Here is an 18,869-nt window from a genome sequence, read left to right on the forward strand (position 1 = left end):
ATTAATGTCCTCTATTTATCATTTTACTACGCTGCAGTTTACCAGTTGATGTATAAGGTAAATGTTCAACTTGATGAAACGCTTTAGGTATTTTATATTTAGCTAAATGAGATTTAAAATAGTTTATTAACGCCGTATCAGAAATGGGACAATCAGCAACGTAATAGAGTACTGGCACTTGTCCCCATGTCACATCCTCTTGTGCGACACATACAGCGTCATTAATATCTGAATGCGTTTTAGCAATGGTTTCTATCTCATAAGGATAAATATTTTCTCCACCACTAATGATCAAATCTTTGCGACGATCATAGACCATTACAAATCCTTCCTCATCAATTTCTGCTATATCACCCGTTTTAAAGTAACCATCTTCAAATGTATCGTTTAAACCTGTTGGATATAAATAACCATTCATCACATTGTCACCTTTGATAAGAAGTTCGCCATGACCTTCATTATTAGGATGTTTGATACGCACTTTAACGTTTTCGCTTGGTTTACCAACAGTGTCATATCGTTGTGCAAGCATCTCAGGTGTAGCAGTCAAAAATTGAGAACATGTTTCTGTCATTCCAAAAGAATTGTATATTGGAAGGTGATTATTTAGCGCTTCATCAATTAAGGTAGATGATAATTTGGCGCCTCCTAGTAAGATTTTTTCAAGTGAGAAAGGCTGATTCAATCCTGCATCCATAAGCCATTTAAGTGTTTGTGGCACTAAAGATACATGTGTAGGTCCTTCTTCTTTAATAATCGCTAACATCGTTTGCGTATTATATTTTTCCAGTATACGTACCGTAAAGCCCTCGATTATAGAACGTAACAACACACTGAGCCCTGAAATATGATATATCGGTAAAACAGATAACCATTTCGTATTTTCATCATATCCTAAACTTTTTTTACAACCAATCGCACTTGCATAATGATTTTTAAATGTTTGTGGTACTGATTTTTGAGGCCCTGTCGTACCTGATGTAAACATGATTGATGCAATACGTTCATCATTAAATGTTTCGTCATTGGCATGACTTGGATACTGTTCTAATTCAGATAAATGTATCACATTGAAATGCGACAAATGAAAAGGTTGCGTCGTTAATATAGTTGTAATATTAATGGAATTCATTTGATTTATCATTTCAGTTTCTGTTAATCGTGTGTTTAACATTGCTATTTCAACATTAGCTAACCAACACGCGTTTATAAGCATAATAGACTCAATATCATTCTTAATGTACAATCCTACTCTATTCAAATTCAAAGAAAGGATATGTTCTGAAATTGAAAGTGCTTTATCATATAATACTTTAAATGTTATAGAATGTTTTCCATCTGTAACTGCAATTTTATTTCTATTTTTAATACTTTGTTCTTTTAACCAAAAATCCACGATTCATTCCTCCATCTAGATACATTTTAATTATAACGATATTTGAGTTAGTTAGCATTGGTTGTGTTTAAGTAGCAGCATATTTTAATGCCATTAACTTATAACTATAAAGATTTAAAGTGTATTTTAACTATTAAATAATAAGCTATTTTTATTTTAAAAAATAAAAAGAGTTTAAAGTGATGATTACCACTTCAAACTCTGATAAGCTATGATATTCAATTATTGCCTAGCCTCATAGTAGGCTGGCTACTGGTTTCAATGTATTTCGTTTTATAAGCTCCACGCATTGTCGTTGAACTAAAAAATATTATAATGTTTTTATATAATGAAATCAATATAAATTTTATCAACTAATTCTTACATTTCATCTTCAATTGATAATTGAATAATGCGATCATGATTGTAAATTAAAGATATTCTAGTTTTAAATCTATCAGTATTTTTAATTTGATATAAAAAGAGAGCTAGAGTACCCATTACTCTAACTCCTTTTTCTACTTGTGTTGAAATTTTCATTTCAAATCCTCGAAAATCAATGTATTTCGTTTTATAAGCTCCACGCATTGTCGTTGAACTAAATATATTATAATGTTTTTATATAATAAAATAAATATAAATTTTAAGCTAAATATTTACATCTTATCTCATTGGGAGTGGGACATAAATAATATGATGATGCTATTTGCAAATTCGCAGTAGCTGACTGAACTGAAAATGCGCTTAACTCAAGCTTTTCTCAGTTCTAGTCATCCTTGCGGGCGGGGCCCCAACACAAAAAATCACGAAAGTGATTTTACAAGCTAAGCAAGTTGGGGTTCGGGGCCCCAGCAGAGAGAATTTTATCAAAAAATTCCACAAGCAAAGCAAGCTGGGAGCGGACGACGAATTTAAAAAGAATTCTGTCCCACTCCCCTATACACTACAACTTACTAACAATAAAAAAGCAAGGTCAACGTGTCAGAGAATTATATTCTTGACACTTTTTTGACACTTGCTAGCTTGAAACCCTATTGTATAGGGCTTAACTTATGGAGAGCAAGGGATTCGAACCCTTGAAACGCTTATGGCGCTTACACACTTTCCAGGCGTGCTCCTTCGGCCAGACTCGGACAGCTCTCCTCAATATTAGTTATATAATACATAAAAAAACAGAAGCGATATTTCACTTCTGTTTGTATGACTCCTACGGGACTCGAACCCGTGTTACCGCCGTGAAAGGGCGGTGTCTTAACCGCTTGACCAAGGAGCCATGGCTCCGCAGGTAGGATTCGAACCTACGACCGATCGGTTAACAGCCGATAGCTCTACCACTGAGCTACTGCGGAATAATATGATGGAGCGGGTGATGGGAATCGAACCCACAACATCAGCTTGGAAGGCTGAGGTTTTGCCATTAAACTACACCCGCGTAGTAAACGATTATGGGGCGGTTGAAGGGAATCGAACCCTCGAATGTCGGAACCACAATCCGATGCGTTAACCACTTCGCCACAACCGCCAAAATGATTGAATGGTTCAGGACAGAGTCGAACTGCCGACACATGGAGCTTCAATCCATTGCTCTACCAACTGAGCTACTGAACCGTAATAAGTAATGGCGGTCTCGACGGGAATCGAACCCGCGATCTCCTGCGTGACAGGCAGGCGTGTTAACCGCTACACTACGAGACCTATTAAAATGGTGTATTGCGGGAGGCGGATTTGAACCACCGACCTTCGGGTTATGAGCCCGACGAGCTACCGAACTGCTCCATCCCGCGCTAATATTATTTGCGTCTCAAAAATCAGTACTTATTAAGTATATCATTTAACATTATTGAATGTCAATAACTTTTTTAAATAAATTTTACATTTAATTCATTGAATCTTCATATTAAAATGCGATAATTAATTAATGGTCATCGCCTTTCGAATACTTTATTAGTATATATAGTATCATTAACTTAGTCAATAACAATTCTAAAGTAATTTGTGTAAAAAAACGCTACATTTAAAATATTTTAATTTAAGATACGAATTGGATATTCAATTGTTGAATGAATGGTCTAAATACATATGATTTTTTATATTAAAATCAAAAACAGTCTGGGATATAAATAATATAATGAAGCTATTTTGCAAATTCGCAGTAGCTGACTGAACTGAGAAGACGCTTAACTCAAGCTTTTCTCAGTTCTAGTCATCCCTGCGGGCGGGGCCCTAACAAAGAGAATTTCACTAAGAAATTCTACAAACAAAGCAAGTTGGGAGTGAGACGATGAATTTAAAAGAATTCAGTCCCACTCCCTACTTTGATTAAATTTAATTATTTAAACATTTTTATTATAAATGACACTAACACTTATCTCGTCATGTAATGTTGCATTTTTTCTTGTAACTCAGTGAAGGAAACAAAGCCCTCTTCTTCTAAAAAGTGCCCTCCTTCATCAACAATTTTAGTTTTACCACCCAATTCATTAATTAGTTTTTGTGTTTCTAAATATGACACATAGGCATCGTCTCTTGAAGCAAGTCCGTAGAAATGCTTCACTTTTGATTTAACATTATCATAATCGATACTAAAATCCCCTACTTTAATGGAATCATCAATTTTTACCGCATCTTCTTTAAATCCTGCTATACTGAAAAAGCCTTCAAAGCAGCCATCAACTGATAGGTTTTCAATATATTTTAAAGTAGCTATTGAGCCATATCCATGTGTTACAAAATAAGTATCTGTAGACAAAATATCAATTTGTTGATGTAATTCATGAACCCAGTTGTCTATGTCATCATTTTTATTTTCATCTAAATGAAATAATTGAACATCATAACCTTCTAATTCTAAGTTATGTTGTAACCATGCATACCAATGATTATGCGAATCCCCTATCTGTGAATGAACGATAACTACATTAGTCATTAACGTATGTCCTCCTTAAAATACTAAATTAGGTTAATTGATATAACAAAACACTTTTAAAGAGGTGCCCTGACCTCTGAAAAAGTGTTTAAAACATTATATTTCATCCAATAATTCTTCTACGGCGTTTTTACCTTGTTGAATACAGTCTGGTAGACCAACCGCTTCAAAAGGTGCACCAGTAATTCTAAGTGCTGGATAAGTCTGTTTAACATGTTGTTGAATTTTACGAATTTGACTCATATGTCCAATATGATATTGTGGCATACTTTTAGTCAAACGATTGACAATTGTAAATTCAGGATTGCCTTTAAAGGTCATCATTTTATTTAAATCGCGACGGGCGATTGTTGCTATTTCTTCATCTGTATGATCTTCAACGACAGTATCACCTGGTTTACCTACATACGCTCTAATCAATACTTTACCTTTAGGCGTAGTGAAAGGCCATTTTTTAGTAGTCCAAGTACATGCTGTAATATCCGTCTTACTCGTTCTAGCAATAACAAAACCAGTACCATTATATGTGTTTTCAATATCCTTTTCATCGAATGCAAATACCACTGTTGCTACTGAAGTAGAATCCATTTGATTGAAATATTTAAATGCTTCGTCATGATTAAACCATTTCATAAATGTTTGATGTGGCGTTGTAATTAAAACCCCATCAAATTGTTCACTACCTTGATCAGTCACAATTTCATAATTATCTTTATTAATATGGATATCATTGACAGGTGATTGATATCGAATCGTAACGCCTTTACTTTCTATATTCTCAGCTAACGCTTCAATAAATGAACTTAAACCATGTCGGAATTGCTTAAACTGACCTTTAGGTGCGCCAGGGTATAATTGACGTTGCTTAATACGTTGAGCCTTTTCATGTTGCATACCTTTAATTAAACTGCCATGTGTTTCTTCTTGTTCTTTGAAATTAGGAAATGTACTCATCAAACTTAATCGATCGATATCCGTACCGTATATCCCCCCCATAAGAGGCTCTATTAAATTCTCAAGTATTTCATTCCCTAATCGTCTTCTAAAGAATTCCCCAACAGATATATCATCATCAATTTGTATAGGTGGTATAACTAAATCAAGTCCGGCTCTTAGCTTACCAAATGGCGATATGAGCTTCGTTTTGAGAAACGGTTTAATATCAGTCGGAATCCCCATAATTGACCCACCTGGTATGGGGTACAATTTATTTTTAGCGTAAATATAAGATTGGCCTGTCTCATTCGTAATCAAATCATCTCCCAGACCAATATCTTTAGCTATGTCAGTCATAATCGTTTTACGTCCAAGATATGATTCAGGACCAAGCTCAATTGTATAACCTTCATTACGATATGTTTGAATCTTTCCTCCAGGTCGATTAGTCGCTTCAAAAATGGTTACATCTACATCTGGTGTATAATGTTTTAAATAATATGCACTTGCAAGTCCAGTTATACCTGCACCAATGATTGCCACTTTTTTACTCACAATGAGTCCCTTCCTTTATTAAAAAACTGTTTTGATTTCATCCACAATTGCATGGATAAATAATGGATCCGTATTAGGCATTTTTGGACGATAATAATTTGCACCTATCTCATCACATACGACTTTACATTCATAGTCATTATCATACAGTACTTCCAAATGTTCACATACAAATCCTACTGGTGTATAAATAAAATGTTTATAGTGATGGTCATTGTACAATGCTCTAGTTAAATCTTGCACGTCCGGTCCTAACCATGGTGTTCCAGTATTCCCCTCGGATTGCCAACCTTGAGCAACGTGTTTAATATTCGAAGCTGCTTGTAATCGGTTCATTGTATCCTTTAATTCATTAGGATATGGATCATTATTTTTCTCAATTAAACCTTTAGGCAAACTGTGTGCAGAAACAACCAAGATGGTCTCATCGTGTTCATCTTGTGGGATTTGCGCTAACGTTTCATTAATTTTATTTGTCCAATACTCGATAAATTTAGGTTGGTGATAATAATGTTCAACATGGTGTAGCTTAATGCCATACTTATCCGCTTCCTCTTTAGCACGTTTATTATATGAACCAACCGAGAAGCTAGAGTAATGTGGTGCCAACACTACAGTTACTGCTTCTTCAATACCGTCATTGTGCATTTTTTCAACAGCTTCTTCAATATATGGAGAAATATGTTTCAATCCTAAATACAATTGAAATTCAACATCTTCATATGATTCATTTAACGCATGCGTCAACGCTTCAGCTTGTCGATCAGTTGTGCCAGCTAAAGGAGAAAGTCCTCCTATAAATTCATAACGATCTTTTAGATCTTGCAACTCTTCTTCAGTTGGTCTCTTACCATGTCTTATATCTGTGTAATATGGTTCAATATCGCTTTCTTTATATGGTGTCCCATATGCCATAACTAATAAGCCTATTGTCTTAGTCATTAAATAAAACCTTCCTTAATCTTTTTTGAATTCTATGTGTTATTTACTTGTATAATCATGAACAAATTGGGTTACACGTTTTAATGTTTCTGGTTTAACTTCAGGGAAAACACCATGTCCTAAATTAAAAATGTGTTTCCCTCTCTCCATACCTTCGTCGAGAATAGCACGGATTCTCTTTTCTAATACATCCCAAGGCGCAAGTAAAAGTGATGGATCTAAATTACCTTGTAGTGTTTTATTGACGCCCATATTTGTCGCTGTCGTAATAGACGTACGCCAATCTAGTCCTAATACATCGATTGATAAGTCATTCCATTCATTAATAAGATGACTTGCTCCTACCCCAAACATAATGATAGGTACATCATATTGCGCTTTTATGCCATTGATTAACTTATTCATAGACGGTTTAATGTAATAGCGATAATCCTCGATATTTAATGCGCCTACCCATGAATCAAAGATTTGAATAAGTTCTGCACCTGCTTCAATTTGAGCTACTACGTAATCAATTGAAACTTGTACAAGATGGTCCATTAAGGCAAACCAAGTTGCTTCATCCCCGTACATCATTGCTTTCGTAAAATTATAATTTTTTGAAGGACCACCCTCAATCATATAAGAAGCCAACGTAAATGGTGCACCTGTAAAGCCAATTAGAGGTACGTTCAACTTCTCTTGTGTTAGCAATTGAATCGTTTCAAGTACATATGGCACATCTCTTTTGGGATCAATTTGCGTGAGTTTTTCAACATCAGATACAGATTTAATTGGATTACTGATAACTGGTCCAATGCCTGATTTGATGTCGACATCCACGCCAATTGGTTTCAAAGGTGTCATGATATCTTTATATAAAACCGCTGCGTCAGTATTATAATTATCTACTGGTAATTGCGTTACATAAGCACATAATTCAGGTTGGTGAGTAATGTCAAACAATGAGTATTTTTCTTTTAATTTTCGATATTCTGGTTGTGATCGGCCGGCTTGGCGCATAAACCATACAGGTGTATGAGATGTTTTTTCACCTTTTATTGTTTGTAAAATTGTCTTATTTTTATTATGCACCTTATAGTCCTCCTAAATTAAAATCATTCTTATCTATAATATCATATGCTAATATAATTATCGTTTATGCACACTTAAATGTCATAAAAAAGACAAAGCATAAATGTACATTTCAATTCATTAAATTATAATAATTTATTAATCTTAATTATAGTATATTTAAGCATTTAAAAATATCCCTCAAACAGACTAATTCGTTTTCAAAATTTTTTAAATATTACATTCATTTAGTATAGCTAGACTTATGAATTAATCGTATAATATAAGCAACAAAGGAGGTATGAGTCATGAACATATATACAACATATGGGACTTATGGTTACTTAAATCAAATTAGAACTAAAAATACTGAAAGAAATCTGTTTTTATTTTCAACAGACGATTCTTCAGTCATTATTGAAGAAACAGATGACACATCTATTTTAAAACATCCAACGGTTTATACGACGGTTAAAGCAATTAACGATTTAGATCAAACACATTTTTATTCGGCAATATTTATTCCATCATCTGATGATCATGTACATCAGTTAGAAAAACGTATTGCAAATTTAGAGTTGAATTTTGATAACGTTGCTGGGTTTAAGAGCTATCGCTTTTTAAAACCTGTACAAGGAACAACTTATAAGGTTTATTTTGGCTTCGCTAACCGACAAACATACGAAGACTTTAAAGAAACTGACACGTTTAAGGACTATTTTTCAAAAGATGCCTTAAGACATTATTTCGGTTCGAGCAGTCAACATTCAAGTTATTTCGAAAGATATTTATACCCAATTAAAGATTAGTAAATCAAAAAGTTGCCTTTTAACTAGTAACATTTGAATATGTGCTAGCTAAAGGCAACTTTTATTAATCTTTGAGCAATGATTCTTGATATTGTAATTTTTCAATTGTACTTCTAATCGTTAACCACCCTACTATAAAGAAGATAAGCGCGAAAAAGAAATACTGCGGGTAAATACTAATAAATGTAATTGAAAAAATAAGTCCTATGATTAACATTAGTCGATATAAAAACTTTTCGTACCCTTTTATCACTTCAACATCTGACACTGGCCAAACCTGAGGCCATAATCCATAGGCTTGTTGTGTATAAAATTGGGACATTTGTAATAATGTTATATACATGAATAAACATCCAATAATCGCAGAAACGATTGGGAAAGATAACCAAATCATTAATACTAATGCAATTATAATTAAACGCAGAATAATACTAAATGCATCTCTTCCACGAACAAAACTTCGAGTGAAAAGGTAAAGATACATATTTTTCGAATTAAATTTACGACCTTTAGGTATTGGTAAAAAAACATCTAAATATCTACGTCGAACCGCTGTTTCTTTTAAGTGCTTAACATCTGTGAACATATTTACAAATTTATAGTAATTCGTATGATGTCTTTCTTCTATGCTAATCATTCGCTCCCAAGGATATAAATTTGAATGGTTAGCTTTAGGAAGTAGAAACGTTGCACTTAATAAAATAAGTGTAAAGACGATTCCCCAATACATTTGATAGCCTAGGACTAAGTCAAAGGTTACTAAATTAAATAGAAATAGAATGATACTGATGCTCCAACTTGATTTTCTGATTTGATACCATTGCCATCTCAATTTCAACCCTAGCCAAGGATGGATTAAAGTTAAAATACTAAAAATAATATAAGGTGTTAGTACATGATCATCTAATTTAGAAAATAATGGGAACAAGATAATGAGTAATACGATTTGAATAGCAATTCTATTAAAATAACTATATCGTAAACTCAACTTCATATAGTCCTTCATGTGTGTTTCAAACGGAAGTAAAAATATTCTATCTGCATCTTTCAAAAATGTTCGTATCGGAAAGATAGATGTCAAGGCTAACAATACGCTCGCACACAATGCATAATCAATATCGTTAGGAATATGTTGTAACCATTGACCATATCCTAATATAAACGCTCCTAATAAAATTAAAAGAAACACTGAAAAATGACCATTGAAAATAAACTTATTATAATAGCTTTTTTCTTTTCGAATTGCATCTAATCTCGTTCTAAATAAAGACGTAGCTGATTTATCCATCTGCTTTACCACCTTGTGTGACATGTATATAGATGTCATCAAGTGTGCGACCATGTAAACCAGTTTGTTCGCGAAGTTCCTCTAAATCCCCAAATGCAACCACTTTCCCTTTATCTAAAATGATAAAGCGATCACAATATCGTTCTGCAGTCGCTAAAATATGAGTACTCATCAAAACCGTACGCCCTTCGTTTTTCTTTTCAACCATCAAATCTAACATTGATTGAATCCCTAATGGATCGAGACCTAAAAATGGTTCATCTATAATATATAATTCCGGGTTCACTATGAAAGCACAGATAATCATTACCTTTTGCTTCATTCCTTTAGAGAAGTGGCTTGGGAATACTTTCAACTCATTCTCTAATCGAAAAGTTTTAAGTAATGGACGTGCACGTTTCATTGCTTCTTCTTCACTTATTTGATAAGCCATTGCTGTCATGGCGATATGCTCTTCCAATGTTAATTCTTCATATATGATGGGTGACTCAGGAATATAAGATAACTTCTTGCGATACACTTCGATATCATCGGTAATCTCAGTATTTGAGATAGAAAGTTTACCTTCTGTTGGCGTTAGTAAGCCTAACATATGTTTAATGGTTGTACTCTTACCTGCACCATTTAATCCAATTAAACCAACAATTTCTCCTGTTTTTAATTCAAAATTTATATCTTCAATAACAGGACGTTTTCCGTAACCTCCTGTCAAATGTTCAACTTTGACTGTCATATGGCACCTCCATGACTATCATTGTACCAAAATTAGCTTTTAACTACTAAAATTACAATTACTTCATTAACGAAATTTTTAATGAGTAATGCTATAATAAGCTATAAATACGTAAAAGGAGTGCATTCAAATGGCTGAAACAGTATTTAGTAAAATTTTATCTGGAGAAATTCCAAGCTTCAAAGTTTATGAAGATGAATTTGTTTATGCATTTTTAGATATTTCTCAAGTAACTAAAGGACATACGTTACTTATTCCTAAAAAAGCATCACCTAATATCTTTGAAACAGATGAAGAGACAATGGCACATATTGGTGCAGCCTTACCTAGAGTCGCTAACGCAATTAAAAAAGCCTTCAATCCTGATGGTTTAAATATCATTCAAAACAATGGTGAGTTTGCAGATCAATCTGTATTCCATATTCATTTTCATTTTCTACCACGTTACGAAAATGATATCGACGGCTTCGGCTATCATTGGGAAACGCATGAAAATGAAATCAATGATGAACAAAAACAAGCTATCGCTAATCAAATCAAAGCTCAATTTGAATAATTCTGCATATTGAATGTCATTTTAGGGTAATATACAATTAAAATTGGCTTGTCGACATATGTTTGATATAGAAATAGAAATTGTTATGATTTCACTATTCTATTATTATCCGATAACGACATAACAAGTGAGGAGAATAAAACATGAAAGTATCACGCGTATTATTTGGTATTACTGTGGGAGTGGCATCTGGAATCGCTGTTTCTTGGTTAAACCGTGATGATCAAAGTGTAAAAAACAACACAATTGATGCGAAAGAACCTACTGGATCTCGTTCTGAACTAGAACGTGAGATAGCATCACTTAAACGTAATTTTTATAATATTATAGATTATGCGAAACAAGTTAAGAATGATGGTGTCTCTTATGGTAGTGACATTGGTGATGAATTTAAAACACTCATTGGTGATTTTAAATCTGACATTAATCCAAACATTGAAAAACTACAATCCCACATTGAGAACTTACAAAACCGTGGCGAAGAAATAAGTAATACTTTTTCTAAAGATAATAAATAATGTAAGAAATTAGAGTGGTGTAAGATTCATTTTGAATTAACACCACTCCTTTTATATTTATAGCAAATTGGACTTGACTGTTTACATTGATAGTTAGATAATACGTAGCGTATATAATTAAGACCTATTAAGAGGTGTCCTTATGTTCCTATGTAAACGTCAAATTGACATTCATGCACGGTTTGGTGTGCCAAGAATCGCATTTTTAAGTTTTACGATTACTATCATCGCGTTTTTAATAAGTTATGAAATCATGTACTATTTTGTGAATACACCTTTATCAGATCGTCATTTTATGATTTTATTAGTATTCGCTGTATTGATGTACCCTATTCATAAATCAATCCACTTGCTCTTTTTCTTGCCTTATATGAATTCATTTAGAATTCATAAATTAAATAAGAAGCGGTGGTTACCTTATTTCAACACTTATGTAAGCACGCCAGTCCATAAACTATATTTTTGTATTAACTTGATTTTACCTTTCGTATTAATCACTTTCATTTTAATTGTATTAACGATGCATTTCCCACAATATGGCCACTATTTTATGTTTTTATTGGCTTTAAATTTTGGCATATCTGTAATGGATTTTTTATATCTTAAAATTATTATTTTTTCAAATGAAGGTCATTTTATAGAGGAACATCAAACAGGTATTAATATTTTAAATAAAGTGCCCTACCAATCATTTCATTAAAACAAACCATATCGAACTTAAAGCATGTCGCATGTTTCAGGTTCGATATTTTTTAATACTTAAGTCCGATTAAATCTCGTACTTTAGCAGTATCTCGCCTATTTCTAATTGGTGATGCTTTCATAATATGTTATAGTAACTTTGTTATTAATGTAAAAGGAGCTATCAACCATGAAAATTATGAATAAATTAATTGTTCCAGTAACTGCAAGTGCTTTACTTTTAGGTGCTTGTGGATCAAATGCAACAGATTCTGAAAGTAATACATTAATCTCTTCCAAAGCTGGAGATGTAAAAGTTAAAGATGTAATGAATAAAATTGGTGATGAACAAATTGCAAGTACATCATTTAGCATTGCATTAAATAAAATTTTAGAAGATAAATACAAGGATAAAGTCGATACAAAAGATATCGATGATGAAATAAAAAAAGAGCAAAAACAGTATGGTGGTAAAGATCAATTTGAAAGCATGCTTAAACAACAAGGTATGACTTTAAATGATTATAAAGAGCAGAAAAAACTTGCTGCATACCAAAAACAATTACTTGCTGATAAAGTTAAAGTGTCTGATAAAGAAATCAAAGATAACACTAAAAAAGCTTCTCACATTTTAATTAAAGTGAAATCAAATAGTGATGATAAAGAAGGTTTATCAGATAAAAAAGCAAAAGAAAAAGCTGAGAAAATTCAAAAAGAAGTTGAAAAAAATCCAGAAAAATTCGGTGAAATTGCTAAGAAAGAATCTATGGACGCTTCAAGTGCCAAGAAAAATGGTTCTTTAGGTTATGTTGTCAAAGGACAAATGGTAAGCAAATTTGAAAAAGCTTTATTCAAATTAAAAGAAGGTCAAGTTTCAGATGTAGTTAAAACCGACTACGGTTACCATATTATTAAAGCTGATAAAGAAAACGACTTTGATAAACAAAAATCTAAATTGAAAGCTAAACTAATAGAACAAAAAGTACAAAAAAATCCAGAAATTTTAACTGATGCTTATAAAGATTTATTAAAAGAATATGATGTTGATTATAAAGATAGTGATATTAAAAAAGCTGTAGAAAACACTATCCTAAATCCTGATAAACTTAAACAACAACAATCGTCTTCAGATAGTTCTTCATCAGCATCAAGCTTATCTTCATAATTTTCAAAGATACTAATTAAAAATGAAAGCGCAAGTTAGACCACATCATAAAGTCTAGCTTGCGCCTTTTATTTAGTCATAACAATTTATAAAATAAGCGTTTTTACTTTCCATCGTAAATTGACTTTACATAATGGATAAAGTAAAAACGCTTTTTTATTAATCTAATTTTTCTGGATTGTAGAACTGTCGATTTTCCATACCAAAAATACGTTCGGTAAATTGACCTTTATCTGTTTTCTTAAATGCTTTTTCAAACATATTCATCTTCGCGTCAATATTATCAATAAAGAATAATATTTCTGCTTCTTTTAAGTGTGGTAACTTAGGTGAACCAAATTCCATTTTACCATGATGGGCTAAAATCATATGTCGAAGTAACATGACTTCTTCACCATCAATTCCTAGTTCCCTAGCTGCGTCCGCAACTTCATCACTCGCTATCGAAATATGACCTAGTAAATTACCTTCAACCGTATACGTTGTTGCTACAGGTCCACTTAGTTCCCTTACTTTACCTAGATCATGTAAAATAATTGAACTATATAATAAGCTACGATTTAACAATGGATAAATATCACATAATGATTTGGCTATTTCTAACATGGTTAGCACGTGATAACTCAATCCGCTGGCAAAATTGTGATGATGTGAGCTTGCAGCTGGATACGTAAAGAATTTATCTTGGTACTTTTTCAATAAATGACGTGTGATACGCTGTAAGTTTGCATTTTCAATATCTAAAATATAGTGTGAAATGTTCTCTTGGATTTCGTCAGGTGTCAAAGGTGCACCATCTACAAAATCTTGTGTCTTTAAGCCATCTTCAGGTTTAGCTAATCTAAACTGATTGACTTTCATTTGTTTGCGACCTCGATAGTTAATGACATCGCCTTTAACCCAAACAATCGTCTCTGGTTTAAGTATTTGCATATCTTCTTTACTCACTGTCCATAGTTTGGCTTCAATGTCACCACTTTTATCTTGTAAGAATAATGTCATATAATCTTTTCCTTGAGCAGTAACACCTTGTGTAGCTCTATGGATTAAGAAGAAATTATCAACCGAATCTCCTGGATTTAGCTTTTCTACATTTCTCATCGTTTTCCGCCTTCCTCTACTTTATTTAATATGAGCATCTCTTTAGAAGGAATTGCAGTATCTTTCATACAAGTGAAGTACAATACTTGATAGTCTTTAGCTAATTCTCTTAAATAGTTTAACATCATTGATTTTCTTTGTTTATCAAAATGAACAAATGCATCATCTATAATGATTGGGAATGGATAATATGGTCTTAATATCTTAATCAAACTAATTCTAAGTGCAATATATAATAATTCTTTCGTTGATTGACTTAGTTCAAGTGGGTGATACATTTGACCATTATTATGTTTAACCATTATTGTGTCATTTTCGTAGGTAATCAAATTATAATTACCTTGTGTGAGTGATGTGAAAATATTGACAGCTTCATTGATCACTTGTGGTAAACGCTTGTCCTTGATTTGCTTAATATGTTCATTAATAAGTGCTTCTAGATAACTTAAACTTGCCCAATCTTTAGCTAAATCATTCATTCTATTTTTTAAGTTATAGTATTCGTGTCTTAACTTAGATAATGTTTTGTCTGTTTCCATATAATTAATTTGAGCGGTCAAGTCACTGACTTCTGTTTGTTTATCTAAATATTGGTCATTATAGTCATCTACTTGTTTCGCAAGCGTAGCGTCTTCTTCTTCTAATTGCGCAGTTGTCTTTTCGCTTAAATCTGAACTATCTTCATATGAGAAATCTTGGTTCTCAAGATATAATGTTAAATCATTAAATCTAGTCAATTGTTGATGATAAAGTTGATATTGCTCATACGATTGATAGTATGCCTCTTCACTTGAAACTTCGATATAGTTAAATAATGTATCAATTGTATGCTCATTTTCTTCAAGTTGTTCTTTCAATTGTTTTAATTCATTACTTAATAGCTCGATTTGATTTTTAAGTTGTTCTTTTTTCTCTCTTTTACTTTCATAATTAGAAATCCAATTTTTTAAATCCGTAAATAATGAAGCTTTATTGAATGGACTAATTTCATGTTCAGTATATTCATGTGCAGTTTGATAAAATTGATCCAATTTTTGATTTACTTCTTGATGTTGATGCTTTAATTTATTGCGATAACTATCATTTGATTTCAGTTGATTCATTGTTTTGAAGCTATCAAGCAATAAATCATCTGTCATGTTATTCGGCAATTTCAAATTGGCTTTAACTTCATCTAATTGATGCGTAAGCGTATTGATTTGTTCTTCTGTTTTTTGTAGTAAACTTTCTTGATGATTTAATTTATTTGCTAAGACGCTCTTATTATTACTTGCGTTACTCCAACGCTCGCGAAGTTGAAATTGTTGATCTAAATCGAAGTTTAAATCATATTCAGATTCTAAATCATTTATTTGTTGTTCTAAATCATTTATTTCTTCACTAATTGATTCACTATAATCAATTTCCTTCGTTCTTACTAAGAAAATACCAATAATAAAGACTACTGTTAAAATCGCAAAGATAATACCAAATATAAGGTTCTGCGTTACAAATGAGAAAATGGTTAAACCTAATCCGATGACTGAAAGCACTATGAAACTTAGTCTTAACCACCAATTTCTTTGTTGTTTTCTTTCTTTATCGGAATTAAATGTATCTTTGAGTTTGTTATACAGGTTTTCTTTTTCGTGTAATTCGAGTTTTTGTTGATTATATTGCTTTTTCTTATCTAAAGCGTCTTCAGGGACTAATTCTTTTTCTAAATGATCAATTTCTTGTGTCAGTGCATTTTGTTCGATTTGATTTTCATCAATGGATCTTTCGATTTGTTGTTTCAATACGTTCTGTTCATTACGCGCTTTAATCGTTTCGCTAACATAGTTTTTCTTGGCGTCTGATGTGTCAGTATCGTGATGAACTTCTTGCCAACCAATACTGGATTTCAAATCTACTTCTTGACGTTCATAATCATCGATGTCTTGTTCGAGTGCAGAAGATTTCAGTTCAGCCTGTTGCATTTCATTTTCGTCACGTGTTAAATCATAAATATGTTTAGCAGTAGTTTCATTAGAAACTACAATTGCATTATATTCATGCTCTAATTGCTTTAATTTCTCTTCACGCAAGCTTATATCTCTAGTTAATGATTGTTTGTAATTTGAAGCTGTTTCATAGCGTTCAATCCCCTTCTCAGGAAAACGCAATGGCTCGATGTTTAATCTCTGTTCTAGATCTTTCCATTCTTGGGCTTGCTCATGTATAGCGAGTTGCTTCTGTTTACTTTCATGCATTTTAGATAATTGGTTTAAATTTGCTTTTAAATGTTCCAAATGACGTTGTGACTTATCTCTATCATCTACTAAACGATGATACTCATCCACCTTCGCCTCTTCTTCTCTAATTTGCGCTTCTAACTGTTTCAGTTCCTCAAGTTGTTGATTAAGTATTGGATTTTTACCCGCTTTTTTATACAATGTTGTTTTCTTTTGACTGACCATTTTATTCATCATAGTAAATTCTGATGAACCGAGTGCGCCAGCTTCAAGTAAATAACTTTGTAATTGATCTTCATCTAAATTACGGTGAATATCTTGTAATCCAAGCACATTAAATGAGAAGATACCTTGATATGTTTTTTTAGAAATATAGTTTAATTTTTTCTTGAGCCATGCTTCATCACGAATTAAGCCATTTTCCAAATAAACTTTCACATCACCTGAAACGCTACCTTTAACGCGCTCAACAACAATTTCTGATTGGTCATCTAGAATAAGCGTCAGTTTACCCCCATACTGATTTCCCATACGAGGTTCTAATCGAGGCTCTTTTTCTTTTTTAGAAGGGAAGCCAAATAAAATGGAATGGATGAAAGCTTGAATCGTTGATTTACCCGCTTCATTCTCTCCAAAAATCTCAGTAAATTCACGATTAAATTCAATCTTACGATGTACAAATTGTCCATAACCATAGATTTCTAAAGATTTAATGATCATCACTTTCACCTCTCATATCTGCTTTTAAAATATTTTCAGCACGATTAACCAGTTCAACCTTATCAAAATCAGTATAGTCTTCTAAATATTTAGAAGCTCTAGGATTTAAATACAATTCCGTCATTGCTGCTTCAAATACTTTATTATCTTTGATTAAATCAGCTGAAAATTCCCTGACAAGAGGTGTTTCATCCATTTGGATATAATTAAATGTTAGCGATTCTATCATTACAAAATGGTGTTCATTCTCTTCGTAATCGTCAATCATTTCCTTAATCTGACTAATATCATGAGAAGATAATGGCTTATCACTATCTAAATTAACCGTTAATCTATAAAACGCTTTTCCATTAGAACGAACGCTTTCTTTGAATGATTGAATTGCTTCATAAATCCCTTGTTTAGAAACTTTATCTGTGTTAATTGTTGCTTCTTCAAATCGAATTTGCTGCGTTGGAATAAATGTTGCATTTAATCTTAAATGATCACCCTCAACTAATAAACATCCTTTAGGCCCTTGTTCGCCAAAGTGACGTCCTTGTATGTTACCCGGATAATGTATTGGGGGCATGTCGCTTAATTCTTGTCTTTCATGAATATGACCTAGCGCCCAATAATGATATAATTTCTGATTTAAATCCTCTAAAATAAATTCAGTGTATCGATCTTTAGTTGACGATTTACTGTATGTACCATGCAGCATGCCAATATGGATTCCTTTTTTACCTTGACTCGATGGAAATTCATCAATCTTATTCTCATAACTTGTATCATGTTGATAACTAAAACCATGGATAAAAATGGTTTCTCCATCTTTAGTAATAGCTTGATAAGTTTCTACTCTATTAGAGAATACTGAAACATTATCTGGCCAATCGTTCGTAATTTTTTCAGTTAATGGGTCATGATTACCATGACTTATATACACAAAAATTTGCTCTTTTTCTAATCGTTTAAATTGTTCTTTCAAAAATACTTCAGCACGCAATGTTCGATTCTCACTATCAAATAAATCTCCAACGATGAGAACAAAATCAACTTCTTCTTTCAATGCAGTATCGACAATCTTCTTAAAGCTTTCATACGCACTGTTTTGAACATCTTCAAAAATGGATGGCGCCAAATGACTTTTAGATTTAAAGGGGCTGTCGAGATGCAAATCCGCACAGTGAATAAATTTTATCATTGATATTAGCTCCTTAATAGCATGTTCATATATCTTTATGTATTCCTATATTTTACCATAATTTGATTACTCGGGTCGAAGAACTTATGCATTAAAAAACATACTAAGATTA

The 18,869-nt window shown here is 32.6% G+C and carries 16 protein-coding genes and 8 tRNA genes; 5 read left to right on the forward strand and 19 right to left on the reverse strand.

Features of this window, described 5'->3' with window-relative positions:
* Window position 1: 1 nt before the first annotated feature.
* The 14 genes from menE to hemE form a co-directional block, all read right to left on the reverse strand.
* Window positions 2-1,396, reverse strand: coding sequence for an o-succinylbenzoate--CoA ligase (gene menE, locus KA828_RS08440; protein WP_210126047.1), 1,395 nt, complete (start codon window positions 1,394-1,396; stop codon window positions 2-4).
* 360 nt (window positions 1,397-1,756) lie between these two features.
* On the reverse strand, window positions 1,757-1,915 hold the full coding sequence (locus KA828_RS08445; RefSeq protein ID WP_210126048.1) for a hypothetical protein: 159 nt from the start codon (window positions 1,913-1,915) through the stop codon (window positions 1,757-1,759).
* 513 nt (window positions 1,916-2,428) lie between these two features.
* Window positions 2,429-2,518: transfer RNA gene (locus tag KA828_RS08450), tRNA-Ser, on the reverse strand.
* A 58-nt stretch (window positions 2,519-2,576) separates the two neighbouring features.
* Window positions 2,577-2,648, reverse strand: a tRNA-Glu gene (locus KA828_RS08455).
* Between the two features lies 1 nt (window position 2,649).
* Window positions 2,650-2,724 (reverse strand) — tRNA-Asn (locus KA828_RS08460).
* Between the two features lie 9 nt (window positions 2,725-2,733).
* Window positions 2,734-2,807: transfer RNA gene (locus tag KA828_RS08465), tRNA-Gly, on the reverse strand.
* A 14-nt stretch (window positions 2,808-2,821) separates the two neighbouring features.
* A tRNA-His gene (locus KA828_RS08470) sits at window positions 2,822-2,897 on the reverse strand.
* A 13-nt stretch (window positions 2,898-2,910) separates the two neighbouring features.
* Window positions 2,911-2,983 (reverse strand) — tRNA-Phe (locus tag KA828_RS08475).
* A gap of 11 nt (window positions 2,984-2,994) precedes the next feature.
* Window positions 2,995-3,070 (reverse strand) — tRNA-Asp (locus KA828_RS08480).
* A gap of 15 nt (window positions 3,071-3,085) precedes the next feature.
* Window positions 3,086-3,159: transfer RNA gene (locus tag KA828_RS08485), tRNA-Met, on the reverse strand.
* Between the two features lie 581 nt (window positions 3,160-3,740).
* Window positions 3,741-4,301 carry an RBBP9/YdeN family alpha/beta hydrolase gene (locus KA828_RS08490; protein WP_210126049.1) on the reverse strand — a complete coding sequence of 187 codons (561 nt, stop codon included), beginning with the start codon at window positions 4,299-4,301 and terminating at the stop codon, window positions 3,741-3,743.
* 96 nt (window positions 4,302-4,397) lie between these two features.
* Entirely contained in the window at window positions 4,398-5,792 is a 1,395-nt protein-coding gene (gene hemY / locus KA828_RS08495) for a protoporphyrinogen oxidase (RefSeq protein ID WP_210126050.1), read from the reverse strand.
* A gap of 18 nt (window positions 5,793-5,810) precedes the next feature.
* The gene (gene hemH / locus KA828_RS08500) at window positions 5,811-6,734 is read right to left on the reverse strand and encodes a ferrochelatase (RefSeq protein WP_075108986.1); all 924 of its coding nucleotides are present in this window, start codon (window positions 6,732-6,734) and stop codon (window positions 5,811-5,813) included.
* A gap of 39 nt (window positions 6,735-6,773) precedes the next feature.
* Window positions 6,774-7,808 (reverse strand): uroporphyrinogen decarboxylase, encoded by a 1,035-nt coding sequence (hemE, locus tag KA828_RS08505; RefSeq protein WP_075108985.1) that lies wholly within the window; start codon window positions 7,806-7,808, stop codon window positions 6,774-6,776.
* Window positions 7,809-8,095: 287 nt separating this feature from the next.
* Between hemE and KA828_RS08510 the strand changes: the two genes are divergently transcribed.
* Complete coding sequence (locus tag KA828_RS08510; RefSeq protein ID WP_210126051.1) at window positions 8,096-8,596, forward strand: signal transduction protein TRAP; 501 nt, start codon at window positions 8,096-8,098, stop codon at window positions 8,594-8,596.
* 64 nt (window positions 8,597-8,660) lie between these two features.
* Here the strand turns inward: KA828_RS08510 and ecsB are convergent, their stop codons facing one another.
* The gene (ecsB, locus tag KA828_RS08515; protein ID WP_210126052.1) at window positions 8,661-9,884 is read right to left on the reverse strand and encodes an ABC transporter permease EcsB; all 1,224 of its coding nucleotides are present in this window, start codon (window positions 9,882-9,884) and stop codon (window positions 8,661-8,663) included.
* Entirely contained in the window at window positions 9,877-10,617 is a 741-nt protein-coding gene (gene ecsA, locus KA828_RS08520; RefSeq protein ID WP_210126053.1) for an ABC transporter ATP-binding protein EcsA, read from the reverse strand. Before ecsA ends, ecsB begins: the two co-directional genes overlap by 8 nt.
* A gap of 130 nt (window positions 10,618-10,747) precedes the next feature.
* Here ecsA and KA828_RS08525 point away from each other — a divergent pair, with 130 nt between their 5' ends.
* The 4 genes from KA828_RS08525 to prsA all read left to right on the forward strand — a co-directional run bounded on the left by KA828_RS08525 (window position 10,748) and on the right by prsA (window position 13,537).
* A complete protein-coding gene (locus tag KA828_RS08525; protein ID WP_075108982.1) occupies window positions 10,748-11,173 on the forward strand; it encodes an HIT family protein in 426 nt (141 codons plus the stop codon).
* 143 nt (window positions 11,174-11,316) lie between these two features.
* Window positions 11,317-11,691: a YtxH domain-containing protein gene (locus KA828_RS08530; protein WP_053030596.1), complete on the forward strand. Its 375-nt coding sequence runs from the start codon at window positions 11,317-11,319 to the stop codon at window positions 11,689-11,691.
* A gap of 142 nt (window positions 11,692-11,833) precedes the next feature.
* Window positions 11,834-12,391 carry a DUF3267 domain-containing protein gene (locus KA828_RS08535; protein ID WP_210126054.1) on the forward strand — a complete coding sequence of 186 codons (558 nt, stop codon included), beginning with the start codon at window positions 11,834-11,836 and terminating at the stop codon, window positions 12,389-12,391.
* Between the two features lie 171 nt (window positions 12,392-12,562).
* Window positions 12,563-13,537 (forward strand): peptidylprolyl isomerase PrsA, encoded by a 975-nt coding sequence (gene prsA / locus KA828_RS08540; RefSeq protein ID WP_075108980.1) that lies wholly within the window; start codon window positions 12,563-12,565, stop codon window positions 13,535-13,537.
* Window positions 13,538-13,696: 159 nt separating this feature from the next.
* Here prsA and yhaM read toward each other — a convergent pair whose 3' ends face one another.
* From yhaM to KA828_RS08555, 3 genes are read right to left on the reverse strand one after another with little or no spacing between them, the layout of a single operon-like run.
* Window positions 13,697-14,638, reverse strand: a complete 942-nt coding sequence (gene yhaM, locus KA828_RS08545) for a 3'-5' exoribonuclease YhaM (protein ID WP_075108979.1) — start codon at window positions 14,636-14,638, stop codon at window positions 13,697-13,699.
* Window positions 14,635-17,571, reverse strand: coding sequence for an AAA family ATPase (locus KA828_RS08550; RefSeq protein ID WP_193839173.1), 2,937 nt, complete (start codon window positions 17,569-17,571; stop codon window positions 14,635-14,637). Before KA828_RS08550 ends, yhaM begins: the two co-directional genes overlap by 4 nt.
* The gene (locus KA828_RS08555) at window positions 17,561-18,757 is read right to left on the reverse strand and encodes a metallophosphoesterase family protein (protein WP_075108977.1); all 1,197 of its coding nucleotides are present in this window, start codon (window positions 18,755-18,757) and stop codon (window positions 17,561-17,563) included. Before KA828_RS08555 ends, KA828_RS08550 begins: the two co-directional genes overlap by 11 nt.
* Between the last annotated feature and the right edge of the window lie 112 nt (window positions 18,758-18,869).

The organism is Staphylococcus sp. GDY8P85P (assembly GCF_017892405.1).
In the GTDB taxonomy this organism is placed as follows: Bacteria; Bacillota; Bacilli; order Staphylococcales; family Staphylococcaceae; genus Staphylococcus; species Staphylococcus borealis.

What these genes read in the sequence shown, in the direction of transcription:
- yhaM (WP_075108979.1), bottom strand. Translation starts at nt 14,638, where the DNA reads ATGAGAAATGTAGAAAAGCTAAATCCAGGAGATTCGGTTGATAATTTC.
- KA828_RS08535 (WP_210126054.1), top strand. Translation starts at nt 11,834, where the DNA reads ATGTTCCTATGTAAACGTCAAATTGACATTCATGCACGGTTTGGTGTG.
- KA828_RS08530 (WP_053030596.1), top strand. Translation starts at nt 11,317, where the DNA reads ATGAAAGTATCACGCGTATTATTTGGTATTACTGTGGGAGTGGCATCT.
- prsA (WP_075108980.1), top strand. Translation starts at nt 12,563, where the DNA reads ATGAAAATTATGAATAAATTAATTGTTCCAGTAACTGCAAGTGCTTTA.
- KA828_RS08555 (WP_075108977.1), bottom strand. Translation starts at nt 18,757, where the DNA reads ATGATAAAATTTATTCACTGTGCGGATTTGCATCTCGACAGCCCCTTT.
- KA828_RS08525 (WP_075108982.1), top strand. Translation starts at nt 10,748, where the DNA reads ATGGCTGAAACAGTATTTAGTAAAATTTTATCTGGAGAAATTCCAAGC.
- KA828_RS08550 (WP_193839173.1), bottom strand. Translation starts at nt 17,571, where the DNA reads ATGATCATTAAATCTTTAGAAATCTATGGTTATGGACAATTTGTACAT.
- hemH (WP_075108986.1), bottom strand. Translation starts at nt 6,734, where the DNA reads ATGACTAAGACAATAGGCTTATTAGTTATGGCATATGGGACACCATAT.
- ecsA (WP_210126053.1), bottom strand. Translation starts at nt 10,617, where the DNA reads ATGACAGTCAAAGTTGAACATTTGACAGGAGGTTACGGAAAACGTCCT.
- KA828_RS08490 (WP_210126049.1), bottom strand. Translation starts at nt 4,301, where the DNA reads ATGACTAATGTAGTTATCGTTCATTCACAGATAGGGGATTCGCATAAT.
- KA828_RS08445 (WP_210126048.1), bottom strand. Translation starts at nt 1,915, where the DNA reads ATGAAAATTTCAACACAAGTAGAAAAAGGAGTTAGAGTAATGGGTACT.
- KA828_RS08510 (WP_210126051.1), top strand. Translation starts at nt 8,096, where the DNA reads ATGAACATATATACAACATATGGGACTTATGGTTACTTAAATCAAATT.
- ecsB (WP_210126052.1), bottom strand. Translation starts at nt 9,884, where the DNA reads ATGGATAAATCAGCTACGTCTTTATTTAGAACGAGATTAGATGCAATT.